At 63.5% G+C, this 18,822-nt stretch carries 19 protein-coding genes and 1 pseudogene; 12 read left to right on the forward strand and 8 right to left on the reverse strand.

What is annotated here, in order from left to right:
- Positions 1 to 50 precede the first annotated feature (50 nt).
- The 3 genes from NUH86_RS17640 to NUH86_RS17650 form a co-directional block, all read right to left on the reverse strand.
- Positions 51 to 1,238 (reverse strand): acyl-CoA dehydrogenase family protein, encoded by a 1,188-nt coding sequence (locus NUH86_RS17640; RefSeq protein WP_267252629.1) that lies wholly within the window; start codon positions 1,236 to 1,238, stop codon positions 51 to 53.
- On the reverse strand, positions 1,238 to 2,332 hold the full coding sequence (locus NUH86_RS17645) for an acyl-CoA dehydrogenase family protein (protein ID WP_267252630.1): 1,095 nt from the start codon (positions 2,330 to 2,332) through the stop codon (positions 1,238 to 1,240). Before NUH86_RS17645 ends, NUH86_RS17640 begins: the two co-directional genes overlap by 1 nt.
- A gap of 101 nt (positions 2,333 to 2,433) precedes the next feature.
- Positions 2,434 to 3,444 carry an NAD(P)H-dependent flavin oxidoreductase gene (locus tag NUH86_RS17650; protein ID WP_267252631.1) on the reverse strand — a complete coding sequence of 337 codons (1,011 nt, stop codon included), beginning with the start codon at positions 3,442 to 3,444 and terminating at the stop codon, positions 2,434 to 2,436.
- 315 nt (positions 3,445 to 3,759) lie between these two features.
- Here NUH86_RS17650 and NUH86_RS17655 point away from each other — a divergent pair, with 315 nt between their 5' ends.
- The 6 genes from NUH86_RS17655 to NUH86_RS17680 all read left to right on the forward strand — a co-directional run bounded on the left by NUH86_RS17655 (position 3,760) and on the right by NUH86_RS17680 (position 11,245).
- The gene (locus tag NUH86_RS17655) at positions 3,760 to 4,548 is read left to right on the forward strand and encodes an SDR family NAD(P)-dependent oxidoreductase (protein ID WP_267252632.1); all 789 of its coding nucleotides are present in this window, start codon (positions 3,760 to 3,762) and stop codon (positions 4,546 to 4,548) included.
- Between the two features lie 12 nt (positions 4,549 to 4,560).
- Positions 4,561 to 5,481 (forward strand): NmrA family NAD(P)-binding protein, encoded by a 921-nt coding sequence (locus NUH86_RS17660; protein ID WP_267252633.1) that lies wholly within the window; start codon positions 4,561 to 4,563, stop codon positions 5,479 to 5,481.
- Between the two features lie 45 nt (positions 5,482 to 5,526).
- Positions 5,527 to 6,708, forward strand: a complete 1,182-nt coding sequence (locus NUH86_RS17665; RefSeq protein ID WP_267252634.1) for an acyl-CoA dehydrogenase family protein — start codon at positions 5,527 to 5,529, stop codon at positions 6,706 to 6,708.
- A complete protein-coding gene (locus NUH86_RS17670; RefSeq protein WP_267252635.1) occupies positions 6,705 to 7,790 on the forward strand; it encodes a phosphotransferase in 1,086 nt (361 codons plus the stop codon). The genes NUH86_RS17665 and NUH86_RS17670 overlap by 4 nt, the downstream gene beginning before the upstream one ends.
- 77 nt (positions 7,791 to 7,867) lie before the next feature.
- Positions 7,868 to 10,072 (forward strand): beta-glucosidase family protein, encoded by a 2,205-nt coding sequence (locus NUH86_RS17675; protein WP_267252636.1) that lies wholly within the window; start codon positions 7,868 to 7,870, stop codon positions 10,070 to 10,072.
- Positions 10,073 to 10,336: 264 nt separating this feature from the next.
- The gene (locus tag NUH86_RS17680) at positions 10,337 to 11,245 is read left to right on the forward strand and encodes an SDR family NAD(P)-dependent oxidoreductase (RefSeq protein WP_267252637.1); all 909 of its coding nucleotides are present in this window, start codon (positions 10,337 to 10,339) and stop codon (positions 11,243 to 11,245) included.
- Positions 11,246 to 11,297: 52 nt separating this feature from the next.
- Here NUH86_RS17680 and NUH86_RS17685 read toward each other — a convergent pair whose 3' ends face one another.
- Positions 11,298 to 11,654, reverse strand: a complete 357-nt coding sequence (locus tag NUH86_RS17685) for a hypothetical protein (RefSeq protein WP_267252638.1) — start codon at positions 11,652 to 11,654, stop codon at positions 11,298 to 11,300.
- Positions 11,655 to 11,711: 57 nt separating this feature from the next.
- Here NUH86_RS17685 and NUH86_RS17690 point away from each other — a divergent pair, with 57 nt between their 5' ends.
- Entirely contained in the window at positions 11,712 to 12,158 is a 447-nt protein-coding gene (locus tag NUH86_RS17690; protein WP_267252639.1) for an FAD-binding protein, read from the forward strand.
- Positions 12,159 to 12,232: 74 nt separating this feature from the next.
- Here the strand turns inward: NUH86_RS17690 and NUH86_RS17695 are convergent, their stop codons facing one another.
- The gene (locus tag NUH86_RS17695) at positions 12,233 to 13,312 is read right to left on the reverse strand and encodes a helix-turn-helix transcriptional regulator (protein ID WP_267252640.1); all 1,080 of its coding nucleotides are present in this window, start codon (positions 13,310 to 13,312) and stop codon (positions 12,233 to 12,235) included.
- Positions 13,313 to 13,400: 88 nt separating this feature from the next.
- On the opposite strand from NUH86_RS17695, the gene cysD reads away from it, so the two are divergent.
- The 3 genes from cysD (at position 13,401) to NUH86_RS17710 (ending at position 17,104) form a co-directional block, all read left to right on the forward strand.
- The gene (gene cysD, locus NUH86_RS17700) at positions 13,401 to 14,312 is read left to right on the forward strand and encodes a sulfate adenylyltransferase subunit CysD (protein ID WP_267252641.1); all 912 of its coding nucleotides are present in this window, start codon (positions 13,401 to 13,403) and stop codon (positions 14,310 to 14,312) included.
- 105 nt (positions 14,313 to 14,417) lie between these two features.
- Positions 14,418 to 16,331, forward strand: a complete 1,914-nt coding sequence (gene cysN, locus NUH86_RS17705; RefSeq protein ID WP_267252642.1) for a sulfate adenylyltransferase subunit CysN — start codon at positions 14,418 to 14,420, stop codon at positions 16,329 to 16,331.
- Between the two features lie 23 nt (positions 16,332 to 16,354).
- Positions 16,355 to 17,104 (forward strand): 3'(2'),5'-bisphosphate nucleotidase CysQ, encoded by a 750-nt coding sequence (locus NUH86_RS17710; protein WP_267253034.1) that lies wholly within the window; start codon positions 16,355 to 16,357, stop codon positions 17,102 to 17,104.
- A 55-nt stretch (positions 17,105 to 17,159) separates the two neighbouring features.
- Here the strand turns inward: NUH86_RS17710 and NUH86_RS17715 are convergent, their stop codons facing one another.
- The 3 genes and pseudogenes from NUH86_RS17715 to NUH86_RS17720 form a co-directional block, all read right to left on the reverse strand.
- A complete protein-coding gene (locus tag NUH86_RS17715) occupies positions 17,160 to 17,330 on the reverse strand; it encodes a hypothetical protein (RefSeq protein ID WP_267252643.1) in 171 nt (56 codons plus the stop codon).
- 15 nt (positions 17,331 to 17,345) lie between these two features.
- Positions 17,346 to 17,516 carry an FAD-binding protein gene (locus NUH86_RS24865; RefSeq protein ID WP_416365391.1) on the reverse strand — a complete coding sequence of 57 codons (171 nt, stop codon included), beginning with the start codon at positions 17,514 to 17,516 and terminating at the stop codon, positions 17,346 to 17,348.
- A gap of 151 nt (positions 17,517 to 17,667) precedes the next feature.
- A pseudogene (locus NUH86_RS17720) lies at positions 17,668 to 18,285 on the reverse strand (IS701 family transposase); the annotation flags it as partial.
- Here NUH86_RS17720 and NUH86_RS17725 point away from each other — a divergent pair.
- Together NUH86_RS17725 and NUH86_RS17730 are read left to right on the forward strand one after the other, a co-directional pair.
- Positions 18,267 to 18,455 carry a hypothetical protein gene (locus NUH86_RS17725; protein ID WP_267252644.1) on the forward strand — a complete coding sequence of 63 codons (189 nt, stop codon included), beginning with the start codon at positions 18,267 to 18,269 and terminating at the stop codon, positions 18,453 to 18,455. The pseudogene NUH86_RS17720 and the gene NUH86_RS17725 overlap by 19 nt on opposite strands.
- Before the next feature lie 32 nt (positions 18,456 to 18,487).
- Positions 18,488 to 18,766: a hypothetical protein gene (locus tag NUH86_RS17730; RefSeq protein ID WP_267252645.1), complete on the forward strand. Its 279-nt coding sequence runs from the start codon at positions 18,488 to 18,490 to the stop codon at positions 18,764 to 18,766.
- Positions 18,767 to 18,822 lie beyond the last annotated feature (56 nt).

Consider the following 18,822-nt stretch of genomic DNA (forward strand, 5'->3'; position numbering starts at 1 on the left):
CGGGGTGACCGGCGGGCAGTGTCTTGTTTCGCGTGATCGTCAGCCGCTGATCAGCGCGGCAGGCCCAGCAGCCTTTCGGAAATCACATTGCGCATGACTTCGTTGCTGCCGCCTGCAATTGTCCAGGAAAAGCTCCACAGGAAATCATAATAATGCATGCCGGTCGTCGGTCCGGCGCCGCGCAGCGGCTTGGTTTCGACCAGCCTGGCGACGCCCTGCACCCGTGACATGAAGCCCGTATAGTCCTGAAGCAACGGACCCCAGTAAAGCTTGATATAGGTCGCCAGATCGTGGCCGCCATGCGGCTGGCGCGCGAGCACGTCGAGCAGCTTGGCCACCATGTGCCGCAGCGCGCGGATGCGGGGGTAGAAGGCCGCAAATTGCTGTGCCTTCACCGGGTCGCGCAGCCAGTTGTCGCGGCCTGCGCGGGCATCCTCGTCATAGCTGTGCACCAGCCGCTCGACAAATTCATAGGTCAGCAGACCACGCTCGGTCGTCAGCGTCGACTGGGCGATGTTCCAGCCGCTATTTTCCGCGCCGATGAGGTTTTCCGCCGGTATCTCGACATCGTCGAAGAAGATTTCGCAGAATTCGGCGTCGCCTGTGATCTGGCGGATCGGGCGCACCGTCACGCCCGGCGTCTTCATATCGACGATGAAGAAGGAAATGCCGTCATGCTTGCGCTTTGCTTCCGGATCGGTGCGCGCGAGCAGCAGGCAATAATCGGCCCATTGCCCGTAGGAAGACCATATCTTCTGCCCGTTGATGATGTAGCTGTCGCCCTTGCGCACCGCGCGCGTCCGCAGGGAAGCGAGGTCAGACCCCGCGCCCGGCTCCGAAAAGCCCTGGCACCAGACGACGCCGCCCGAGCGCGCGCCTTCCAGATAGCGCTCTCGCTGATCCTGGGTGCCGTGGGTGAAGAGGGTCGCGGCCATGTGATAGAGCGAAACCGTATAGAGGTCGGTCATCGGCGCATCGGCTGCCAGCATCTCCTCGAAATAGGCGATCTGGTGCTGGAGTGGCAGGTCGCAACCGCCCCAGGCGGCCGGCCAGTGGGCCGATGCCAGCCCGGTGGACGACAGCGACTTGTACCATTCGCGCTGCGTTTCGAGATAGCCTTCCTCGCCCTCTTCCTGCGCGCGCCTGCGCCAGTCGCGCGGGATCGCGCCCGGCAACCACTGGCGCAGCGCGGCGCGGAACTGATCGAGGTCGGCGACATGATCGAGAGGAGAGGTCATCAGACGGACTCGCGGGAAAACAGGGCGCGCGTGGCGATCGCAAGATGCGCCGCCTCGTCGCCGAACAGCAGGGCGTTGAGGTTGGCGCGCTTGAGGTAGAGGTGGCACGCCTGTTCGGCAGTGAAGCCGATGCCGCCGTGGAGCTGGATGCAGTCACGGGCGATTTCGGCAAAGGCGCGGCAGGCGAGTGCCTTGGCCGCGCTCGCCTCGCGCGCCCAGTCAGCATCTTCGCCGGAGAGCATGGCGCCCGCCGCCTCGACCAGATGGCGCGCGGCGAACGCCTGCGTTCGGTGGTCCGCGACGCGGTGCTTGAGCGCCTGGAAGGAGCCGATCGGTCGGCCGAACTGCTCGCGCGTCTTCATATAGTCGATGGTGATGTCGAGTATGCCTTCCGATCCGCCGACCGCTTCGGCGGCAAGGCCAAGCGCGGCATGGGCGAGCAGCGCCGCCTCCGCCTCGTCCGTCGTGGCGAAGGCTCGCGCCGCAGGCAGGCGGAGCGCATCGGCGCGCAGGGTCGAAACTCGGTGGCCATGATCCCACAGCGCGCTGGTTTCCAGCGGCGCGTCGTCCCCCTTCTCCAGCACGACGCGATGCAGCGAGCCGTCCTCGTCCCGCGCCAGCAGAAGGATGAGCGCGGCGCTGTCGGCGTCGATCAGTTCGTCGGCGATGCCGGTCAGGATGACCGCGTCACCGTCATGGCGGATGCGCAGTTCGGGCGCGCGGGCAGAGGGCAGGGACAGGGTCGCGATCTCGCCCGAAGCGATGCGGGGCAGCCACTGCGCCTTTTGCGCATCGGACGCCGCCTGCAGGATGCTGTCCGCGGCGAGCATCGACACCAGGAAGGGTAGCGGCGCGGCGACGCGCCCCAGTTCCTCATAGAGCGGAACCAGCGCTGCCGTGCCGAGGCCAAGCCCGCCATGCTCTTCGGGAATTGCGAGCATCAGCCAGCCCAGTTCGCTGACCTTTTCCCAGAGCGGCAGAAGCGGGCCGCTGCTCTCCGCGACATGACGCAATACAGTTTCGCGATCGCACTCTTCAGCCAATATCTCGGCTACTGAGGTTCGCAGGGCATCGAGATCAATCGAATCTTCCATGACGCTTCCGTGGTTTGATCCGCTCGTCCTTGTGCTGCGGCGCGAGCGGCAACACAAGACGAGCGGTGATCGCAGACATGATCTGCTTCTATGTCCTGCCGTCAGCCGGCGGCGAAATCCGTCGCCGGCATCGCAAACTCAGCCCCGAGGCGCAGCCGCTCGCGACATTCGGTGACGATCCGCTGGATGAGGTCGGCACAGGTGGGAACGTCGTTGATCAGGCCGACGACCTGCCCACCCCAAACGAGCGCGTCGTCAAATTCGCCGCTTTCCAGAACGGCCTTGCCTCTGGCGCCGGAGACGAGATGCCGGATTTCCTCGAACGGCGCGCTGCCCGCCTCAGCCGTCAGGACCTGACGCGAAATTTCGTTGGTGAGCACGCGCGCGGAATTGCGATAGCTGCGGAAGACGACGGAGGTGTCGCGCTCGCTGGCTGCGACCATGGCCTCCTTGATCGCGGAATGCACCGGGGCTTCGGCGGTGGCGCAGAAGCGGGTGCCCATGTTCACGCCGTCCGCGCCCAGCATCAGCGCCGCGGCCAGCCCGCGTCCGTCGCCGATGCCGCCCGAAGCGATGATCGGGATCGAAAGCGCGGCGGCGGCGGCCGGGATCAGCACGAGTCCGCCGACATGGTCCTCGCCCGGATGACCGGCGCATTCAAAGCCGTCGATCGAGACGATGTCGACGCCGTCATTCTGCGCCGAAAGCGCATGGCGCACCGATGTGCATTTGTGCAGCACCTTGGCGCCCACGCTCTTGATCCGGGGCAGGTAGGTGCGCGGAGAGCTGCCTGCGGTCTCGATGATGCGCACGCCATTTTCAAGCGCCGCTTCCAGATATTCGGCATAGGGGGGCGGGTTGATGGACGGCAGGACCGTCAGGTTGACGCCGAAGGGCCGGTCGGTCATTTCCCGCGCGCGCCGAATTTCCTTCGCCAGATCATCGGGCGTCGGCTGGGTGAGCGCGGTGAGTATGCCGAGCCCGCCCGCATTGGAAACCGCCGCGGCCAGTTCGGCGCGCCCGTACCACATCATCCCGCCCTGGACGATGGGATAGTCCGTCCCCAATATTTCCGTTACCCGCGTGCGCATGGGCGGCTGTGCTTGAGCCATGTAATCGCCTTTCTTCAAAGCCGCTGTCCGTCGATCCGCCTGGCAGCGGAACAGGGCTGGGACGCGCCTCTTTCCATTTCCTCAGTTCGCAGATTGGGGCTGTCAGGCAAGGCGCGCCGTCGCCTGATCACAAACGCGATGCAGATGTCCGCACGCTCGCGCAATGGACGGATTTGCGCTGTGGTGCTTTCGCAAATGCGATGAGTTGGCCGATGCCTCGCCTCGCTCGCATACGACGGCTAAGAACCGGTGATTGATCACAGCCCCGGGGCGTGCGTGCGCGCACCCGCGGCAGGATGTTGGGATGTATGAGCGATGAGCCAGTTTTCGGGCACACTTTTCGACCTAGCGGGCCATACCGCCCTTGTCACCGGGGGCAGCCGGGGGATCGGCCGGGCCATTTCGGAGCGGCTTGCGCAGCATGGCGCCAATGTCGTGATCTGCGGGCGGAAGGCGGACGTGGCCGAAGAGGTTGCCAGCGTCATCAACGCCCGCGATGGCGGTCGCGCGATCGGCGTGGCGGGCAATATCACCCGTGCCGAGGAGCTGGAGAATATCGTGGCGCAGGCGCAGAGCGCCTTTGGCCGCGTCGACATACTGGTCGCCAATGCCGGGCTGCACATCCATTTCGGGCCGAGCGCTGACATGTCCGACGCGGTGTTGGAAAAGACGATGGACGGCAATTTCCGCGCCCTCCATCGCCTGGCGCAGCGCCTGCTTCCCGGCATGGCGGAACAGGGGTGGGGCCGGATCATCAACATTGGCTCCATCGCCGCCCATTTCGGCTCCGGCCTCTATCATAGCTATACGCTCAGCAAGTCGCTGGCGATGCAGTATATCCGCAACATCGCGGTGGAGTTCGGGGAAGCCGGGGTACGCGCGAACACGGTTTCGCCGGGATTGGTGCGCACCGACATGGCGCGCGGCCTGCTGGAAGATGAAGAAGAGCTGCGCAAGGAACTGGCCCGCTCCACCGTCGGCCGACCGGGCGAACCCGATGAGATCGCCGGCATGGTCGTCGCGCTTGCGAGCGCGGCCGGAAATTATGTGAACGGTCAGACCCTCGCCGTCGATGGCGGCCAGACCATCCGTTACGTCGCCTGAAGGAGAATGAGCGTGACTGACAAGAAGATCCTTTTCGTGGCCGGTGCGACCGGCGCGCAGGGCGGCGCGGTGATCGACGCGCTTGAGGGCGGCGAATTCACGCTGCGGGCGTTGGTCCGCGATCCTTCGTCGGCAGCCGCGCAGGCGCTGGCCGCCCGCGGTGTGGAGCTGATCCAGGGGGATTTCGACGACAGCGAAAGCCTGGAGCGGGGTGTGAAGGGCGCCTATGGCGTCTTTTCTGTGCAGATGCCGCCCGCAATGGACGATCTGGAGCGCGAGGCGCGCACGGCCCGCAAGCTGGTCGACGCCGCGCGCAACAACGGGGTGGAGATTTTCGTTCATACCTCCGTCGCGCGTGCGGGCGATCATGAAAGCTTCGTGGGCTGGGCCGAGCGGCGCTGGTGGCCTGATTATTGGCTGAGCAAGGATGCGGCCAACCAGGCGGTCAGGGCGGCGGGTTTCCCGCATTGGGTGATCCTGAAGCCTGCGCTCATGATGGACAATCTGGTCGCGCCCAGAAGCTACTGGATGTATCCGGGGCTGAAATCGCGCGCGACGTTCGAGACGGCCTTTGCCCCGGACACCCGCCTGCATTTCATCGCTGCCGCGGACGTCGGCCGCTTCGCCGCTGCCGCCTTTGCGGACCCGGCGCGTTTCGACCGGCAGGAAATCGACCTGGCCGCAGAGGCGTTGACGATGAGCGAAATAGCCCAGGCCGTGTCCGGCGCGACCGGCAAGCCGGTGACGGCGCAGCATTTCTCTGGAGAGGAAGCGGTCAAGATGGGCAATCCGCCCGGACTGACCGAAAGCCAGGAATGGGCCAATGTGGAGGGCTATAAGGTCGACACCGAAAAGGCGAACAGCCACGGCATCGCCCTGGAGCGGCTGTCGGACTGGGCGCGCCGGATGCGCGACCGCTTCGACATCGACTGACGGCCGGGACCGATCACCCAAACCCCCTGCATTACGGATACAGCTATGACCACGACCCGCGCCCAGAAAATCGCCGCCCGCGTTGAAGCCTTTGTTCGCGAGGTGATAGCGCCCTATGAGCAGGATCCGCGCCGCGACCATCATGGCGCGCCGACCGATGAGCTGGTGTTCGAGATGCGCGAAAAGGCGCGGGAGGCGGGTGTGCTGACCCCACATGTCCTGCCCGATGGCGGGCACCTTACGCAGCAGGAAACGGCGACGGTGCTGATCCGTTCGGGCCTGTCGCCGCTGGGCCCGCTCGCCTGCAACACCAACGCGCCCGATGAAGGCAATATGTATTTGCTGGGCAAGGTGGGCAGTCCGCAGATCAAGGAGCGCTTTTTGAAGCCGCTGATCGAAGGGCGCGCCCGGTCGGCCTTCTTCATGACTGAGCCTGCCGAATGGGGCGGTGCCGGGTCTGATCCGTCGATGATGAAGACCGTCTGCCGCAAGGACGGCGATCATTGGGTGATAGACGGACGCAAGACCTTCATCACCGGCTGTCTGGGGGCGAAGGTCGGCATCGTCATGGCCAAGGCGGAAGGCGTCGATCATGGCGGTGGCGCCTGCATGTTCCTAGTCGACCTGCCGGATGATGCGATCCGCATCGACGATATTCCGAACACGATCGACACCTCCATGCCGGGGGGGCATGCGACGTTGACGATCGAAGGCTTGCGCGTGCCGGCTGACCAGATGCTGGGTGAAGCGGGCGAAGGGTTCAAATATGCGCAGATCCGCTTGTCGCCCGCGCGCCTGTCGCATTGCATGCGCTGGCTGGGCGCATGCATTCGCGCGAATGAAATCGCGACCGATTACGCTAATCGCCGTCAGGCCTTCGGCAAGGCGCTGATTGATCATGAAGGCGTGGGCTTCATGCTCGCGGAAAATCTGATCGACCTACAACAGTGCGAGCTGATGATCGACTGGTGCGCGGGCGTTCTCGACACCGGATCGCTGGGCACGGCCGAAAGTTCGATGGCGAAGGTCGCGGTGTCGGAGGCTTTGCAGCGCGTCGCCGACCGCTGCGTCCAGGTGATGGGCGGCACCGGCGTCACCGACCGGACCATCGTGGAGCAGGTTTATCGCGAGATCCGCGCCTTCCGCATCTATGACGGCCCGACCGAGGTCCATAAATGGAGCCTTGCCAAGAAGATCAAGCGCGACTGGAAGGCGGCGCAGGCATGAGCAAGAGCGAAACGCCGATTGACCTGATCCAGGCCAATTCGGGCACCGATCCCGTGCGCGAAGGCTATGCCTTTGACGAGGCTGCGGTGGCGCGGTGGATGCAGGAGAATGTGGAGGGCTATCAGGGGCCGCTGTCGGTGCGCCAGTTCAAGGGCGGCCAGTCCAACCCGACCTATCAGCTGGTCACGCCGAACCGCAAATATGTGCTGCGCCGCAAGCCGCCGGGCCAGTTGCTGCCGGGCGCCCATGCTGTCGACCGCGAGGCGCGGGTGCTGACCGCGCTGGGTCAGGCCGGCTTCCCGGTCGCGCGGGTATTTGGCCTGTGCACGGACGACTCTGTCATTGGCACATGGTTCTTCGTCATGGACATGGTGGAAGGGCGCATTTTCTGGGACGCGACCTTCCCCGACGTTCCGCGAGAGGAGCGGCCGCTCTATTTCGACGCGATGAACGAGACGCTGGCGAGCCTGCACAGCTTCGATCCCGTGACGATCGGCCTTGGCGACTATGGCAAGCCCGGCAATTATTTCGCGCGGCAGATCGACCGCTGGTCAAAACAATATCTGGCCGATGATCTGGCGGGCCGGGACCCCGACATGGACAAGCTGGTCGAATGGCTGCCGACAGCCATTCCGGACAATGACGAGGCGGCGATCGTCCATGGCGACTATCGGTGCGACAACATGATCTTCCACCCCACAGAACCCCGGGTATTGGCGGTGCTGGACTGGGAGTTGTCGACGCTGGGCCATCCGCTAGCTGATTTCGCCAATCATGCGATGATGTATCGCATGCCGCCGGACATTGTCGCGGGGCTTCAGGGTGCGGATTTGGCCGCGCTCAACATTCCCGGCGAACAGGCTTATCTGGAGGCCTATTGCCGCCGGACGGGCCGCGCCACCACCCAGCGGGAATATGATTTTGCCATAGCTTTCAGTCTCTTTCGGCTTGCTGCCATCTTCCATGGTATCAAAGGGCGCGTTATCAGGGGAACGGCGGCGAGCGCCAGCGCGACGCAACGGGCCGAATCCTTCCCACGGTTGGCCCGTCTCGCGCGCGAGGCGCTCGACGCCTGCCGTTAAACGCAAGGGGCGCCTGCCCGCACACGGCTCCGGTGGTGGCGATTGCCCCCTCCCGGAGGCTTTTCTGAAGGATTGTCATGTCTAGAGCGCTTCTGCTGACTACCGGGATAGCCGCTGTCCTGCTGGCCCAACCCATTTTGGCGAAGGAAAATGCCGCCGATCCGCTCGCAGCCGCCGAGGCCCGCGCGGAAGCGACCGTCAAGCAGATGCGGCCCGAGGAAAAGACGATCCTCACCCACTCCATCATGCCGATCGACATACACAAAACGGGCATCAAATTTCCCGACGATGCCATTTTTGGCGCGGGCTATACGCCCGGCATCAAGCGCCTGGGCACGCCGCCCTTGCGGGAAACGGACGCCAGCCTTGGCATCGCCTGGCTGGAGGGCGGGCGCAAGGACGGCGCGACGGCTTTGCCCTCGGCCATTGCGCAGGCGGCGAGCTGGAACCCCGACCTTGTCTATCGCGGCGGCGCGATGATCGGGTCGGAGGCGCGAGCCAAGGGCTTCAACCTTCTGCTTGCTGGCGGCGTTAATCTCATGCGCGATCCGCGCAACGGCCGCAGCTTCGAATATTTTTCGGAAGACCCGCTGCTGTCGGGTGTACTGGCGGGCGCGGCGATCCGCGGGGTGCAGTCCAACGACATCATCTCGACAATCAAGCATCTGGCGTTGAACGGGCAGGAAACCGGCCGCAAATTCGTGGATGTGAAGATCTCCGATGCGGCGGCGCGGGAAAGCGATCTGCTGGCCTTTCAGATCGGCATAGAGATGGGCCACCCCGGTTCGGTCATGTGCGCCTATAACAAGGTCAACGGCCATTACGCCTGCGACAATGACTATCTGCTCAACACGGTGCTGAAGAAGGATTGGGGCTATAAGGGCTTCGTCATGTCCGACTGGGGCGCGGTGCCGGGCGTCGAGGCGGCGATGAACGGGCTTGACCGGCAATCGGGCGAGCAACTCGACAAGGCGGTCTATTTCGGTGACACGCTGGCGAAAAAGGCCGCCTCCGATCCGGCTTATGCCGCGCGGATTGACGACATGAACAAGCGCGTCCTGACCGCGATGTACGCTTTTGGCTTGGACAAGAACCCGACGCAGCCGGGCGGGAAGATTGATTTCGAGAAAAATGCGCTGGTGGCCGAAGAGGTCGCGCGGCAAGGGATCGTGCTGCTCAAGAACAGCGGTGACGTGCTGCCCCTTGCCAAAACCGCCAAGTCGATCGCGGTCATCGGCGGCTATGCGGATGGCGGGGTGCTCTCCGGCTCCGGCTCCAGCCAGGTGCAGGGCGCCAACGGACCGGCGATTTCCCGGCCCAAATTCGGCGAGGGGTCGCAGTTCATCACCGAACAATATCATCGCTCCAGTCCCTTTGCCGCGATCAAGGCCCGCGCCAAGGATGCCAAGATCACCTATCGCGACGAACGCTACGTCAGCGACGCGGTGCTGAAGGCGAGCCAGGCTGAGGTCGCGATCATCTTTGCAACGCAGTGGATGGCCGAAGGGCTCGACGTTCCCGACCTGTCGCTTCCCTACGGCCAGGACGCCTTGATTGCGGCCGTCGCGGCGGCCAATCCGCGCACCATCGTCGTGCTGGAAACCGGTGGGCCGGTGAAGATGCCATGGCTGGACAAGGTGGCTGCCGTGGTCGAAGCCTGGTATCCGGGCGCACGCGGCGGTGAAGCGATCGCATCGGTTCTGTTTGGCGAAACCAATCCCTCGGGTCGCCTGCCGATCAGCTTCCCGGCAAGCGAAAGCCAACTGCCGCGCCCGCGCGTCGATGGCAGCGACTGGATCGAGCCGGGGCATATCGGAGCCTCTACAGCGGAAGGCGCCCGCCTGACAGCCGATTACGACATTGAAGGGTCCGACGTCGGTTATCGCTGGTTTGCGCGCAAGGGCGAGAAGCCGCTTTTCCCGTTCGGCTATGGCCTCAGCTACACCACGTTCGAGAGTAGCGGGCTGAAGCTGTCCGGCCTCAATGCCAGCTTCACCGTGCGCAACACCGGCAAGCGCGCGGGCGATGAGGTGGCGCAGCTATATCTGGTGAACCGCGGCGGCGAGGCCAAGCTACGACTGGTGGGCTTCAGCCGCGTCAGCCTGGCGGCGGGCGCGCGCAAGAAGGTTTCCGTCACTGTCGATCCGCGCATCCTGGCGGATTGGAACGGCAAGGGCTGGACCATGCCGGGTGGCGACTATGTCTTCGCGCTTGGCAAGGATGCCGAGGATATGGGGCAGACTGTCAGCGTGCGCTTCCCCGAAAAAAGCTGGAAGGACTGACAGGCATTCAGGCATTGCCGGTATCGGACAGGACCAGCAATGTAGCCAGGCAGCAGCGTGCCAGCCTTAGTTCGCCGCACCAGATAAAGGATCATACTGCCGATGCACTTCGGTCGCATGCCCCGGCGCCGCGCGCTTGTGATGATCGCGCATAAGGGATGAGAGCATAGCTGCGAGTTGCTCCGGCGGGCGGGGAGGATCAAACCCGTCAGCCATAATGCCCGCCCGCCACGAGGGTAGGGGCCGTGGAGGTGCAGGATGGATATGAGGTACGATGGAAAGGTCGCCGTCATCACGGGCGCGGGCCGTGGGCTGGGCCGCGAACAGGCGTTGCTGCTGGCGGAGCGGGGCGCCAAACTCGTAGTCAATGATCTGGGCATCGCGATCGACGGCAGCGCACCGTCTTCCGGACCGGCGCAAGAAGTTGTCGACCTGATCCGCCAGAGGGGCGGAGAAGCCGTCGCCAATTTCTCCGACGTGTCGCAGGATGTTGGCGTGCGTCAGTTGATTGCCGACGCGGTCGAGGCTTTTGGCGGGGTTGATATCGTCGTCGGCAATGCCGGTCGGACCATGCACGGTGCGGAGCCGGACAGTCTGACGCCCGAGCTGTTCGAGCAATATCTGAGCCTGATGCTGTCGGGGCTGGGCCTGCTCGTCTCTGCCGCGTGGCCCTATCTGGCCAAGTCGGGTGAGGGGCGGATCATCCTGACGTCCTCGTCCGGCGGTATTTTCGGGCTGCGGTCCAATCCCTATTATGGCGCGGCGAAAGGCGGCGTTATCGGCTTGCTGCGATGCCTGGCGCTCGATGGCGAACCGGTTGGCATCAAGGTGAACGCCCTGTGTCCGCTCGGATCCACGCGCCTGTTCGCGGGCTTTTCGACCGACGAGAATTTCAACAACTGGTTCAATGACAGGGCGAAGCCGGAATATGTCGCGCCGCTGGTCGCCTATCTCGCCCACCGCGACTGCGAAGCGACAGGCCGTGCCTTTCTGGCGGGGCTGGGCCATATCAGCGAAATCTTCACCGGACTGACGCCGGGCCTGAACATGCCAGGCCATAACATGGAGGATATTCGCGACAATTTCGCGCAGATCACCGATCGCGAAGGCTATGCGCAGCCAACCTCGGCGCTGGGCGCGACGGGGTTCATGATTTCCGACGCGCCGGTATAGGATGACGGCGCGATCGCCATGATGGTGATCGCGCCGTCCTGGTCAGCGCCCCTTATTTGTCCGCCTTCAGCGGCATGGGCGCCAGATAGACGCGCATTTCCTGCACCTTGCCTTGGGTGTTGACGGTGAACAGGTCCACGACCGTCCGCTGGAAATCACCCGACGGATCGGGCTTCCACTTGCCCTCGGGCGTGAGGATGACGCGCGTTTCGATCTCCAGAGCGCAGACATTGCTCTGCCGGTCCAGCGAAATGCGGCCGATCCGGTTTATCGGCGTGATCGACTTCAGAAATTTGTTGTAAAATTGGCCGATGGCCGGCTTTCCGCGGATCACCGCCCCATTGGGCGCATAGAAGACGGCGTCATCGGCCCTCCTCTTGCTCTTATGACAATGGCGATGCAGCTTCATACATTCTAGAATTGAACGGGTCATGCCGCGCCGGGAGAATCGCGCGGGCTGTCCCGCATGATCAGCGTCATCAAGGCGACAACGATCGAGGAACTGGCGCGCAAGTGCGGGATCGACGAGCAGGGGCTGAAAGCGCAGATCGCAACCTTCAACCGCAACGCGAAGGAAGGCGTCGACCCGGAATTCCACCGTGGGGAAAGCGCGCTCGTCAAGCGTAACGGCGACCCGCTTGTCACACCCAATCCGAGTCTGCGCGCGCTGGAGGAGGGGCCTTTCTTCGCAGTGAAGATCCTGCCCGGCGATTTCAGCACCTTGGCCGGATTGCGCGCGAACGGCAATGTGCAGGTTTTGGGCCGCGACGGCGCGCCCATCCCGGGGCTCTATGCCGCAGGCAATGATCTCAACACCATGGGCGGCGGTAATTCGCCGGCGGGCGGCTTCACGCTTGGGCCAGTGGTGACATTCGGCTTCGTTGCGGGCCAGCATATGGCGGGCCAGATCTGACCAGCGCCGCGATCTAGCTTCGCTGGCCTGCGCCTCCGGGCCGTCAGATGGTCCATGTGACCTGAAATCGCTTTTTAGACGCTGGTGCTGAGGAATATCTGGCGAACCAGTTCCGCCTGGCCCCTCACGCCCATCTTCGCGTATATCTGCTTGGAATAGCTGCGCGCCGTTTCGCGCCTGAGCAGCAGATGATCGGCAGCCTCGGCAATCGTCATGCCCTGGGCGATCGCCCATGCGAGGCGCGCTTCGCTGGGCAAGAGTCCGAACAGCTCGACGAGCTGGCCGCAGCGATCGGCCTCCGACCATTGATCGCCATTGACGTGGACGATGGCGACAGCCGACTGCGATACCGCTCCCGCCTGTTGGTGGACGGGTCGCACCAATATGTCGACCAGCGGGTCGCGGCTGAGGTTGATGGATTTGGGCGGTCCCACCCCATTTTCCGCAAAGCTTTTGACCAGTTCGGCAAGCTCCCGGTCCGCTACCGCCGACGACGGCGTCAACCGGCCGTAGCGACTGCGATTCAGGACAGGGGATCGCTGGAACAGCTGCTCCAGGTCGGGCGTCATCTCCACGATCCGGCAGCGCGCGTCGAGCGCGAGCCAGCCGCTGTTAAGCCGCCTGTTTCCCGCGCTCGCCGCGGCAGACCGGAACCTCTCTCGCTCCAGCGCGACAAAGCAATGCAGCGCGATGGCGAGGTGCGGCGCCAGGGCCGTCAAGATCGAGCCGACCGCAGAGCCAATCTCCCGCCCGCCCGCGCAGCTCAACCAGGCGCTGGTGCCCGCCGGCTCGGTTTCCCGCACCGACCGCATGGCAGTGATCCCCAGATCAGCCTTGAGCTGGCGGATCAGGCGTTCGTGATTGCGGTTGATCGGGTCCAGCAGTTCTTCAAGCGTGTAGACCCGCGAATCACGCATCCGCTGCATCGGCCGGTCAACAATATTGTTGTCGGCGAGCCGTTGATCGAGATTAAGGCTGACCCAACGGCCTGCATGAAGCTCGACAAACCGGCCTTCATCCGATGGCTTGAGCGTCAGGCTGACATAGGGCGATCCCGTTATGTGCATCAACTTGCTCAGGAATTCGGTCCAGAGCGGCTGTTCAAAAACGCCACGGTGCAGTGCTGCCAACAGCCCGCCGTCATCCAATCGCATAGGTGATCTCCGTAGCGCACCCCCAAATGGGGGGTCATGCCTCAGGGCGACTTTGTCATCAAGGGGGCATATAAAAATGGGATGAACGATGATCGATTCGAAAAAGTTGACGCATCTCGAACGCCTGGAGGCTGAGAGCATCCATATCCTGCGAGAGGTTGTGGCAGAGGCCGAAAAGCCGGTGATGTTGTATAGCGTGGGCAAGGATTCAGCGGTCATGCTGCATCTTGCGCGCAAGGCATTTTATCCGTCGCCCCCGCCCTTCCCGCTGCTGCATGTCGACACGACGTGGAAGTTCAGGGCGATGTACGACCTGCGCGACCGCATGGCGCGCGAAAGCGGCATGGAACTGCTGGTCTATCAGAACCCCGAAGCCAAAGAACGCGGCATCAACCCGTTCGACCATGGCGCGCTGCATACCGATATGTGGAAGACCGAAGGGCTGAAGCAGGCGCTTGATCTCTATGGCTTCGACGCGGCCTTCGGCGGCGCGCGGCGCGACGAGGAAAAGAGCCGCGCGAAGGAGCGCATCTTCTCCTTCCGCACCGCCTCCCACGGCTGGGACCCCAAGAACCAGCGCCCGGAACTGTGGAATCTCTACAATGCCCGCAAGAACAAGGGCGAGAGCATCCGCGTGTTCCCGATCAGCAACTGGACCGAGCTGGACATCTGGCAATATATCCACCTGAACAATGTGCCGATCGTGCCGCTCTATTTCGCCGACAAGCGCCCGACCGTGGAGCGCGACGGCATGCTGCTGATGGTCGATGACGAGCGTTTCCCGCTGCGCGAGGGCGAGGTTCCGGTCGAACGCTCGATCCGGTTCCGCACTTTGGGCTGCTATCCGCTGACCGGCGCGGTCGAAAGCACCGCGCAGACGCTGCCGGAGGTGATACAGGAAACGCTGCTGACCACCACGTCCGAACGGCAGGGCCGCGCCATCGACAAGGATGCTGGCGGCGCGGGCATGGAGAAGAAGAAGCAGGAAGGCTATTTCTGACAGAAGCCGACATCCCCGCGCAAGCCGGGATGTCGGGCCGTATCCTGAACCTTCGACAAAGATCACAACGATCCCAGCATTCGCTGGGATGACGGGACGGACATCATGACTGAAGTCACCGCAGACCCCATCTACAAGACCGACGCCCTCATCGCGGAGGATATCGACCAGTATCTCGAAACGCATCAGCACAAGACGATGCTGCGCTTCATCACCTGCGGGTCGGTGGACGATGGCAAATCGACGCTGATCGGCCGCCTGCTCTATGACAGCAAGATGATCTTCGAGGATCAGCTTGAAGCGTTGCAGTCGGATTCCAAGAAGGTCGGCACGCAGGGGCAGGAGATCGACTTCGCCCTGCTGGTCGACGGCCTTGCCGCGGAACGGGAACAGGGCATCACCATTGACGTCGCTTATCGCTTCTTCAACACCGAAAAGCGCAAGTTCATCGTCGCCGATACGCCGGGGCACGAACAATATACGCGCAACATGGTGACGGGCGCCTCGACCGCCGACCTGGCCGTCATCCTGATCGACGCGCGCAAGGGCGTGCTGGTGCAGACCCGCCGCCACAGCTATCTGGCGCATCTGATCGGCATCAAGAACATCGTGCTGGCTATCAACAAGATGGACTTGGTTGATTATGACCAGGCGATCTATGACGGCATCCTGAAGGATTATACCGAGTTCGCCAACTCGATCGGCATCAAGGCCTTCACGCCGATCCCGATTTCCGGCTTCAAGGGCGACAACATCACCGGCCCATCGGAAAATACCCCATGGTACACCGGCCCGGCCCTGATCGAACATCTGGAGACGGTGGAGGTCGACAGCGCCACCGACGCCGAAAAGCCCTTCCGCATGGCGGTGCAGTGGGTGAACCGTCCGAACCTCGACTTCCGCGGTTTTTCCGGCCAGATCGCCACCGGCACGGTACGTACGGGCGACGCGGTGCGCGTCCTGCCGTCGGGCAAGACCAGCACTGTGACACGCATCGTGACCCTGGGCGGCGACCTGGACGTCGCTGTGGCGGGCCAGTCGGTGACGCTCTGCTTTGCCGATGAGGTCGACTGTTCGCGTGGCGACGTCATCGCCTTGGCCGACAATCCCCCCCAGGTGGCCGACCAGTTCGAGGCGACGATCGTGTGGATGGCAGATGAGGAGATGCTGCCCGGCCGCCCATATTGGCTCAAGATCGGCACACAGACCGTCACTGCGACGGTGCAGCACCCGAAATACCAGGTCAACGTCAACACGATGGAGCATCTGGCGGCGAAAACGCTGGAGCTGAACGCCATCGGCGTCGCCAACCTGTCGACCGACAAGCAAATCGTGTTCGAACCCTATGAGGCGAACCGGACGCTTGGTGGCTTCATCCTGATCGACAAGATCACCAACGCCACCGTGGCGGCGGGGATGCTGCACTTCTCGCTGCGCCGGGCGCAGAATGTCCACTGGCAGGCGACCGACGTCAGCCGCGAGTTCCACGCGGGCCTCAAGAACCAGAAGCCCGCCGTGCTGTGGTTCACGGGGCTTTCGGGCGCGGGCAAGTCGACCATCGCCAACCTGGTCGAGAAGAAACTGGCCCGCATGAACCGCCACACCTTCCTGCTGGACGGCGACAATGTGCGCCATGGCCTGAACAAGGATCTGGGCTTCACCGATGCCGACCGGGTGGAAAATATCCGCCGCGTGGGCGAGGTGGCGAAGCTGATGACGGACGCTGGCCTCATCGTCATCTCCGCCTTCATCTCGCCCTTCCGGGCCGAGCGCGACATGGTGCGCTCGATGATGCAGCCGGGCGAGTTCGTCGAGGTGCATATCGACACGCCGCTGGCCGAAGCAGAGGCGCGCGACGTGAAGGGTCTCTACAAGAAGGCGAGGACCGGGGAGCTCAAGAACTTCACCGGGATCGACAGCCCCTATGAAGCCCCGCAGGATCCGGAAATCCGCATCGACACCACGGCGATGACGGCGGAAGAAGCAGCCGAGGCGATTGTCGCAAGGCTGATCCCTTGAGCGGCGCGGCTGATGTCGCAGCGATGAGCGACGCGGATCTCGCAGCGCATCTGGCGCAAGTGGCAGGCCGCATATTGGTGGAGGTCCGCGCCTCCGGCCTGTTCAGCGCGAAGGCGCTGGGCAAGGCCGGAGACCAGACCGCCAACCAGTTCCTGGTCCACGCGCTGCGCGAGGTAAGGGCCGACGACGGACTGCTGTCGGAAGAAGAGAAGGACAATCCGGTGCGGCTCGACAAGAGCCGCGTCTGGATTGTCGATCCGGTCGATGGCACCCGTGAATATGGTGAAGAACGCGCCGACTGGGCCGTCCATGTCGGCATGGCCGTGGATGGCGAGCCGGCGATCGGCGCGGTGGCCTTACCCGGGCTGGAGGGCGGAGTGGTGCTGCGCTCCGATCAGCCGCGCCCGCTGCCCGCAGCGCCGGAAAAGCTGCGCATGGTCGTCAGCCGCACCCGCCCTGCCGCCGAGGCGGTGGCGGTGGCCGAGAAGCTGGGCGCGGAACTGGTGCCGATGGGCAGTGCCGGGGCCAAGGCCATGGGCGTCATTCTGGGCCAGGCCGACATCTACCTCCACTCCGGCGGCCAGTATGAATGGGACAGCATGGCCCCGGTCGCTGTCGCGCAGGCGCACGGCCTTCATTGTTCGCGTATCGACGGATCGCCGCTAATCTACAACCAGAGCGACGTCTACCTGCCGGACCTGCTGATATGCCGGAAAGAACATGCCGAGCAGGTGCTGAAGCTCATCGCAGACGTGCAGATCGCCGCGCAGTAAAGTCCAGGCATCGTCGGGAAGGCTGCCAATTGGCAGCTTCTCTACGATGCTCTGACTATTGCCCGTTGTCGATCACGCTTGGCTGATCGTCGACGCCAGTTTCTAGCGGAGCAGATGCCACATCCTGAACATCCGCCATATGCAGGCCAGCGATATACCCAAAGGTCAGCGCCGGACCCAGCGTGATGCCGCCAGCAGGGTAGGTGCCGGCCAGGATCGAGTTCATGTCGTTGCCGCAGGCTTAAAGACCTTCGACGGGCGTTCCGTCGCTTGCCCGGACCCGCGCCTGCGTGTCGGTGCGCAAACCCCGCGTGGAACCAATATTGCCGGGAAATAGACGAACGGCATAGAAGGGCGCCGTGCGGATCGGACCGAGGCAGGGGTTGGGCCGATGGGCGGGATCGCCTAGAATTACAGTTGCATTTTAGATTTGATATGAGCTTGTCGTGCGGCGGCCTGATGGGCTCGTCTCCAGCATGACCAAGCGATGATGTAGGCGGGTTGGATACGACGCTGGGCAAGCTTGTTGGCGATCCTCCGGACTTCCTGGATCGACCAGCGGATCAGGTCCTGATGGTCGGCATTCTCGGTCTTTTTGGGGGCGTCGCGTCGTTGGCGCGATAACGGATTGCCGCCATCATGGCAAAGGCGAGCATCACGAGCGAGACGTGACGATGCCAGCCATGCCATGATCGCGTTTCGTTGTGATCGAGGCCAAGCTCATTCTTGGCCGTCTCGAAGCTGTCTTCGATTGCCCAGCGATGGCCTTCGACGGACACGAGCGTCTGGATGGCTGTCCCAGCGGGGCACCATGTGGTGAAGAAGGCGAGGTCGCCATCGCTGATGGTGCGGCGGATCAGCAGGCCGCGGGCCCAAAGACCCGATTTCGTTTCATCATATTCGTCGGCATCGAGGTCGGCGAGTTCACAGTAAGCCCAGTCATGAAGCCGTGCACCTTTGGTGCCTTCGCCCGCGGAGAGGCGCTGCCATGCATCGGGAGCAAGAGCATGAGCGATCTCCTCCGCTTTGCCGGCGACCATGGGTTTCCCCGCCCAGGAGCCGAAGTAATGATCGGATTTGACCCCGAGGACATAGCCTTTGCAGGCGCGCCGCAGCGCGCCTTCGATGTCGCCGACGCCATACACCGCATCTGCTGCTACCCATGAAAAGGGCACAAACGCTTGCGCTCACGGATCGCGGCAGTGCCCTCGTGCCGGATCTGGCCGCGCTTGCCGACCGCAACGACGCCGAATTCTTCGAATGTCTCACCACCTGTGAACGCGAAACGCTGGGGGGTCTCCTGAAGAGCTTGGTCCAACGCGGCAACATGACCGCAATCCCGATGGACTGAACGCGATCCAGTCCTACCACGGAGAAGCCGCTATGAATGAACAACAGAAAACCACGGCCCGGACCTGCCTTGAGGCAGCCGAGGGAAACACCATGACCTTTCCACAGATCGTGGGAACGTTGATGGAAACGGGCTTCGAAAGTTACGCGATCGACTTTCGGCGGGCGACCGCAACCTACTACCTGCCCAACGGTGAGAGCGTCGAGCTACCGGCCCACCGGGTCGACGCATCGATCGCACCGGCGTCCGACACAGCGCGCATGCAGGCGGCGATCCGGGAAGCACAGCAGCAGGTCCCTGGCTACACCTAGGGGGGGCTTCTGCGAGAAGGCGATTATGGCGGGCTGCGCCAGCTATATCGTGTCGT

This window comes from Sphingobium sp. JS3065 (assembly GCF_026427355.1).
Taxonomy (GTDB): domain Bacteria; phylum Pseudomonadota; class Alphaproteobacteria; order Sphingomonadales; family Sphingomonadaceae; genus Sphingobium.

Excerpts from the sequence above, each read along its gene's own strand:
- NUH86_RS17640 (WP_267252629.1), bottom strand. The coding sequence starts at position 1,238 with ATGACCTCTCCTCTCGATCATGTCGCCGACCTCGATCAGTTCCGCGCC.
- NUH86_RS17675 (WP_267252636.1), top strand. The coding sequence starts at position 7,868 with ATGTCTAGAGCGCTTCTGCTGACTACCGGGATAGCCGCTGTCCTGCTG.
- NUH86_RS17715 (WP_267252643.1), bottom strand. The coding sequence starts at position 17,330 with ATGAACTCGATCCTGGCCGGCACCTACCCTGCTGGCGGCATCACGCTG.
- NUH86_RS17645 (WP_267252630.1), bottom strand. The coding sequence starts at position 2,332 with ATGGAAGATTCGATTGATCTCGATGCCCTGCGAACCTCAGTAGCCGAG.
- NUH86_RS17730 (WP_267252645.1), top strand. The coding sequence starts at position 18,488 with ATGAATGAACAACAGAAAACCACGGCCCGGACCTGCCTTGAGGCAGCC.
- NUH86_RS17710 (WP_267253034.1), top strand. The coding sequence starts at position 16,355 with ATGAGCGACGCGGATCTCGCAGCGCATCTGGCGCAAGTGGCAGGCCGC.
- NUH86_RS17680 (WP_267252637.1), top strand. The coding sequence starts at position 10,337 with ATGAGGTACGATGGAAAGGTCGCCGTCATCACGGGCGCGGGCCGTGGG.
- NUH86_RS17685 (WP_267252638.1), bottom strand. The coding sequence starts at position 11,654 with ATGAAGCTGCATCGCCATTGTCATAAGAGCAAGAGGAGGGCCGATGAC.
- NUH86_RS17665 (WP_267252634.1), top strand. The coding sequence starts at position 5,527 with ATGACCACGACCCGCGCCCAGAAAATCGCCGCCCGCGTTGAAGCCTTT.
- cysN (WP_267252642.1), top strand. The coding sequence starts at position 14,418 with ATGACTGAAGTCACCGCAGACCCCATCTACAAGACCGACGCCCTCATC.
- cysD (WP_267252641.1), top strand. The coding sequence starts at position 13,401 with ATGATCGATTCGAAAAAGTTGACGCATCTCGAACGCCTGGAGGCTGAG.
- NUH86_RS17695 (WP_267252640.1), bottom strand. The coding sequence starts at position 13,312 with ATGCGATTGGATGACGGCGGGCTGTTGGCAGCACTGCACCGTGGCGTT.
- NUH86_RS17655 (WP_267252632.1), top strand. The coding sequence starts at position 3,760 with ATGAGCCAGTTTTCGGGCACACTTTTCGACCTAGCGGGCCATACCGCC.
- NUH86_RS17670 (WP_267252635.1), top strand. The coding sequence starts at position 6,705 with ATGAGCAAGAGCGAAACGCCGATTGACCTGATCCAGGCCAATTCGGGC.
- NUH86_RS17725 (WP_267252644.1), top strand. The coding sequence starts at position 18,267 with ATGAAAAGGGCACAAACGCTTGCGCTCACGGATCGCGGCAGTGCCCTC.
- NUH86_RS17690 (WP_267252639.1), top strand. The coding sequence starts at position 11,712 with ATGATCAGCGTCATCAAGGCGACAACGATCGAGGAACTGGCGCGCAAG.
- NUH86_RS17650 (WP_267252631.1), bottom strand. The coding sequence starts at position 3,444 with ATGGCTCAAGCACAGCCGCCCATGCGCACGCGGGTAACGGAAATATTG.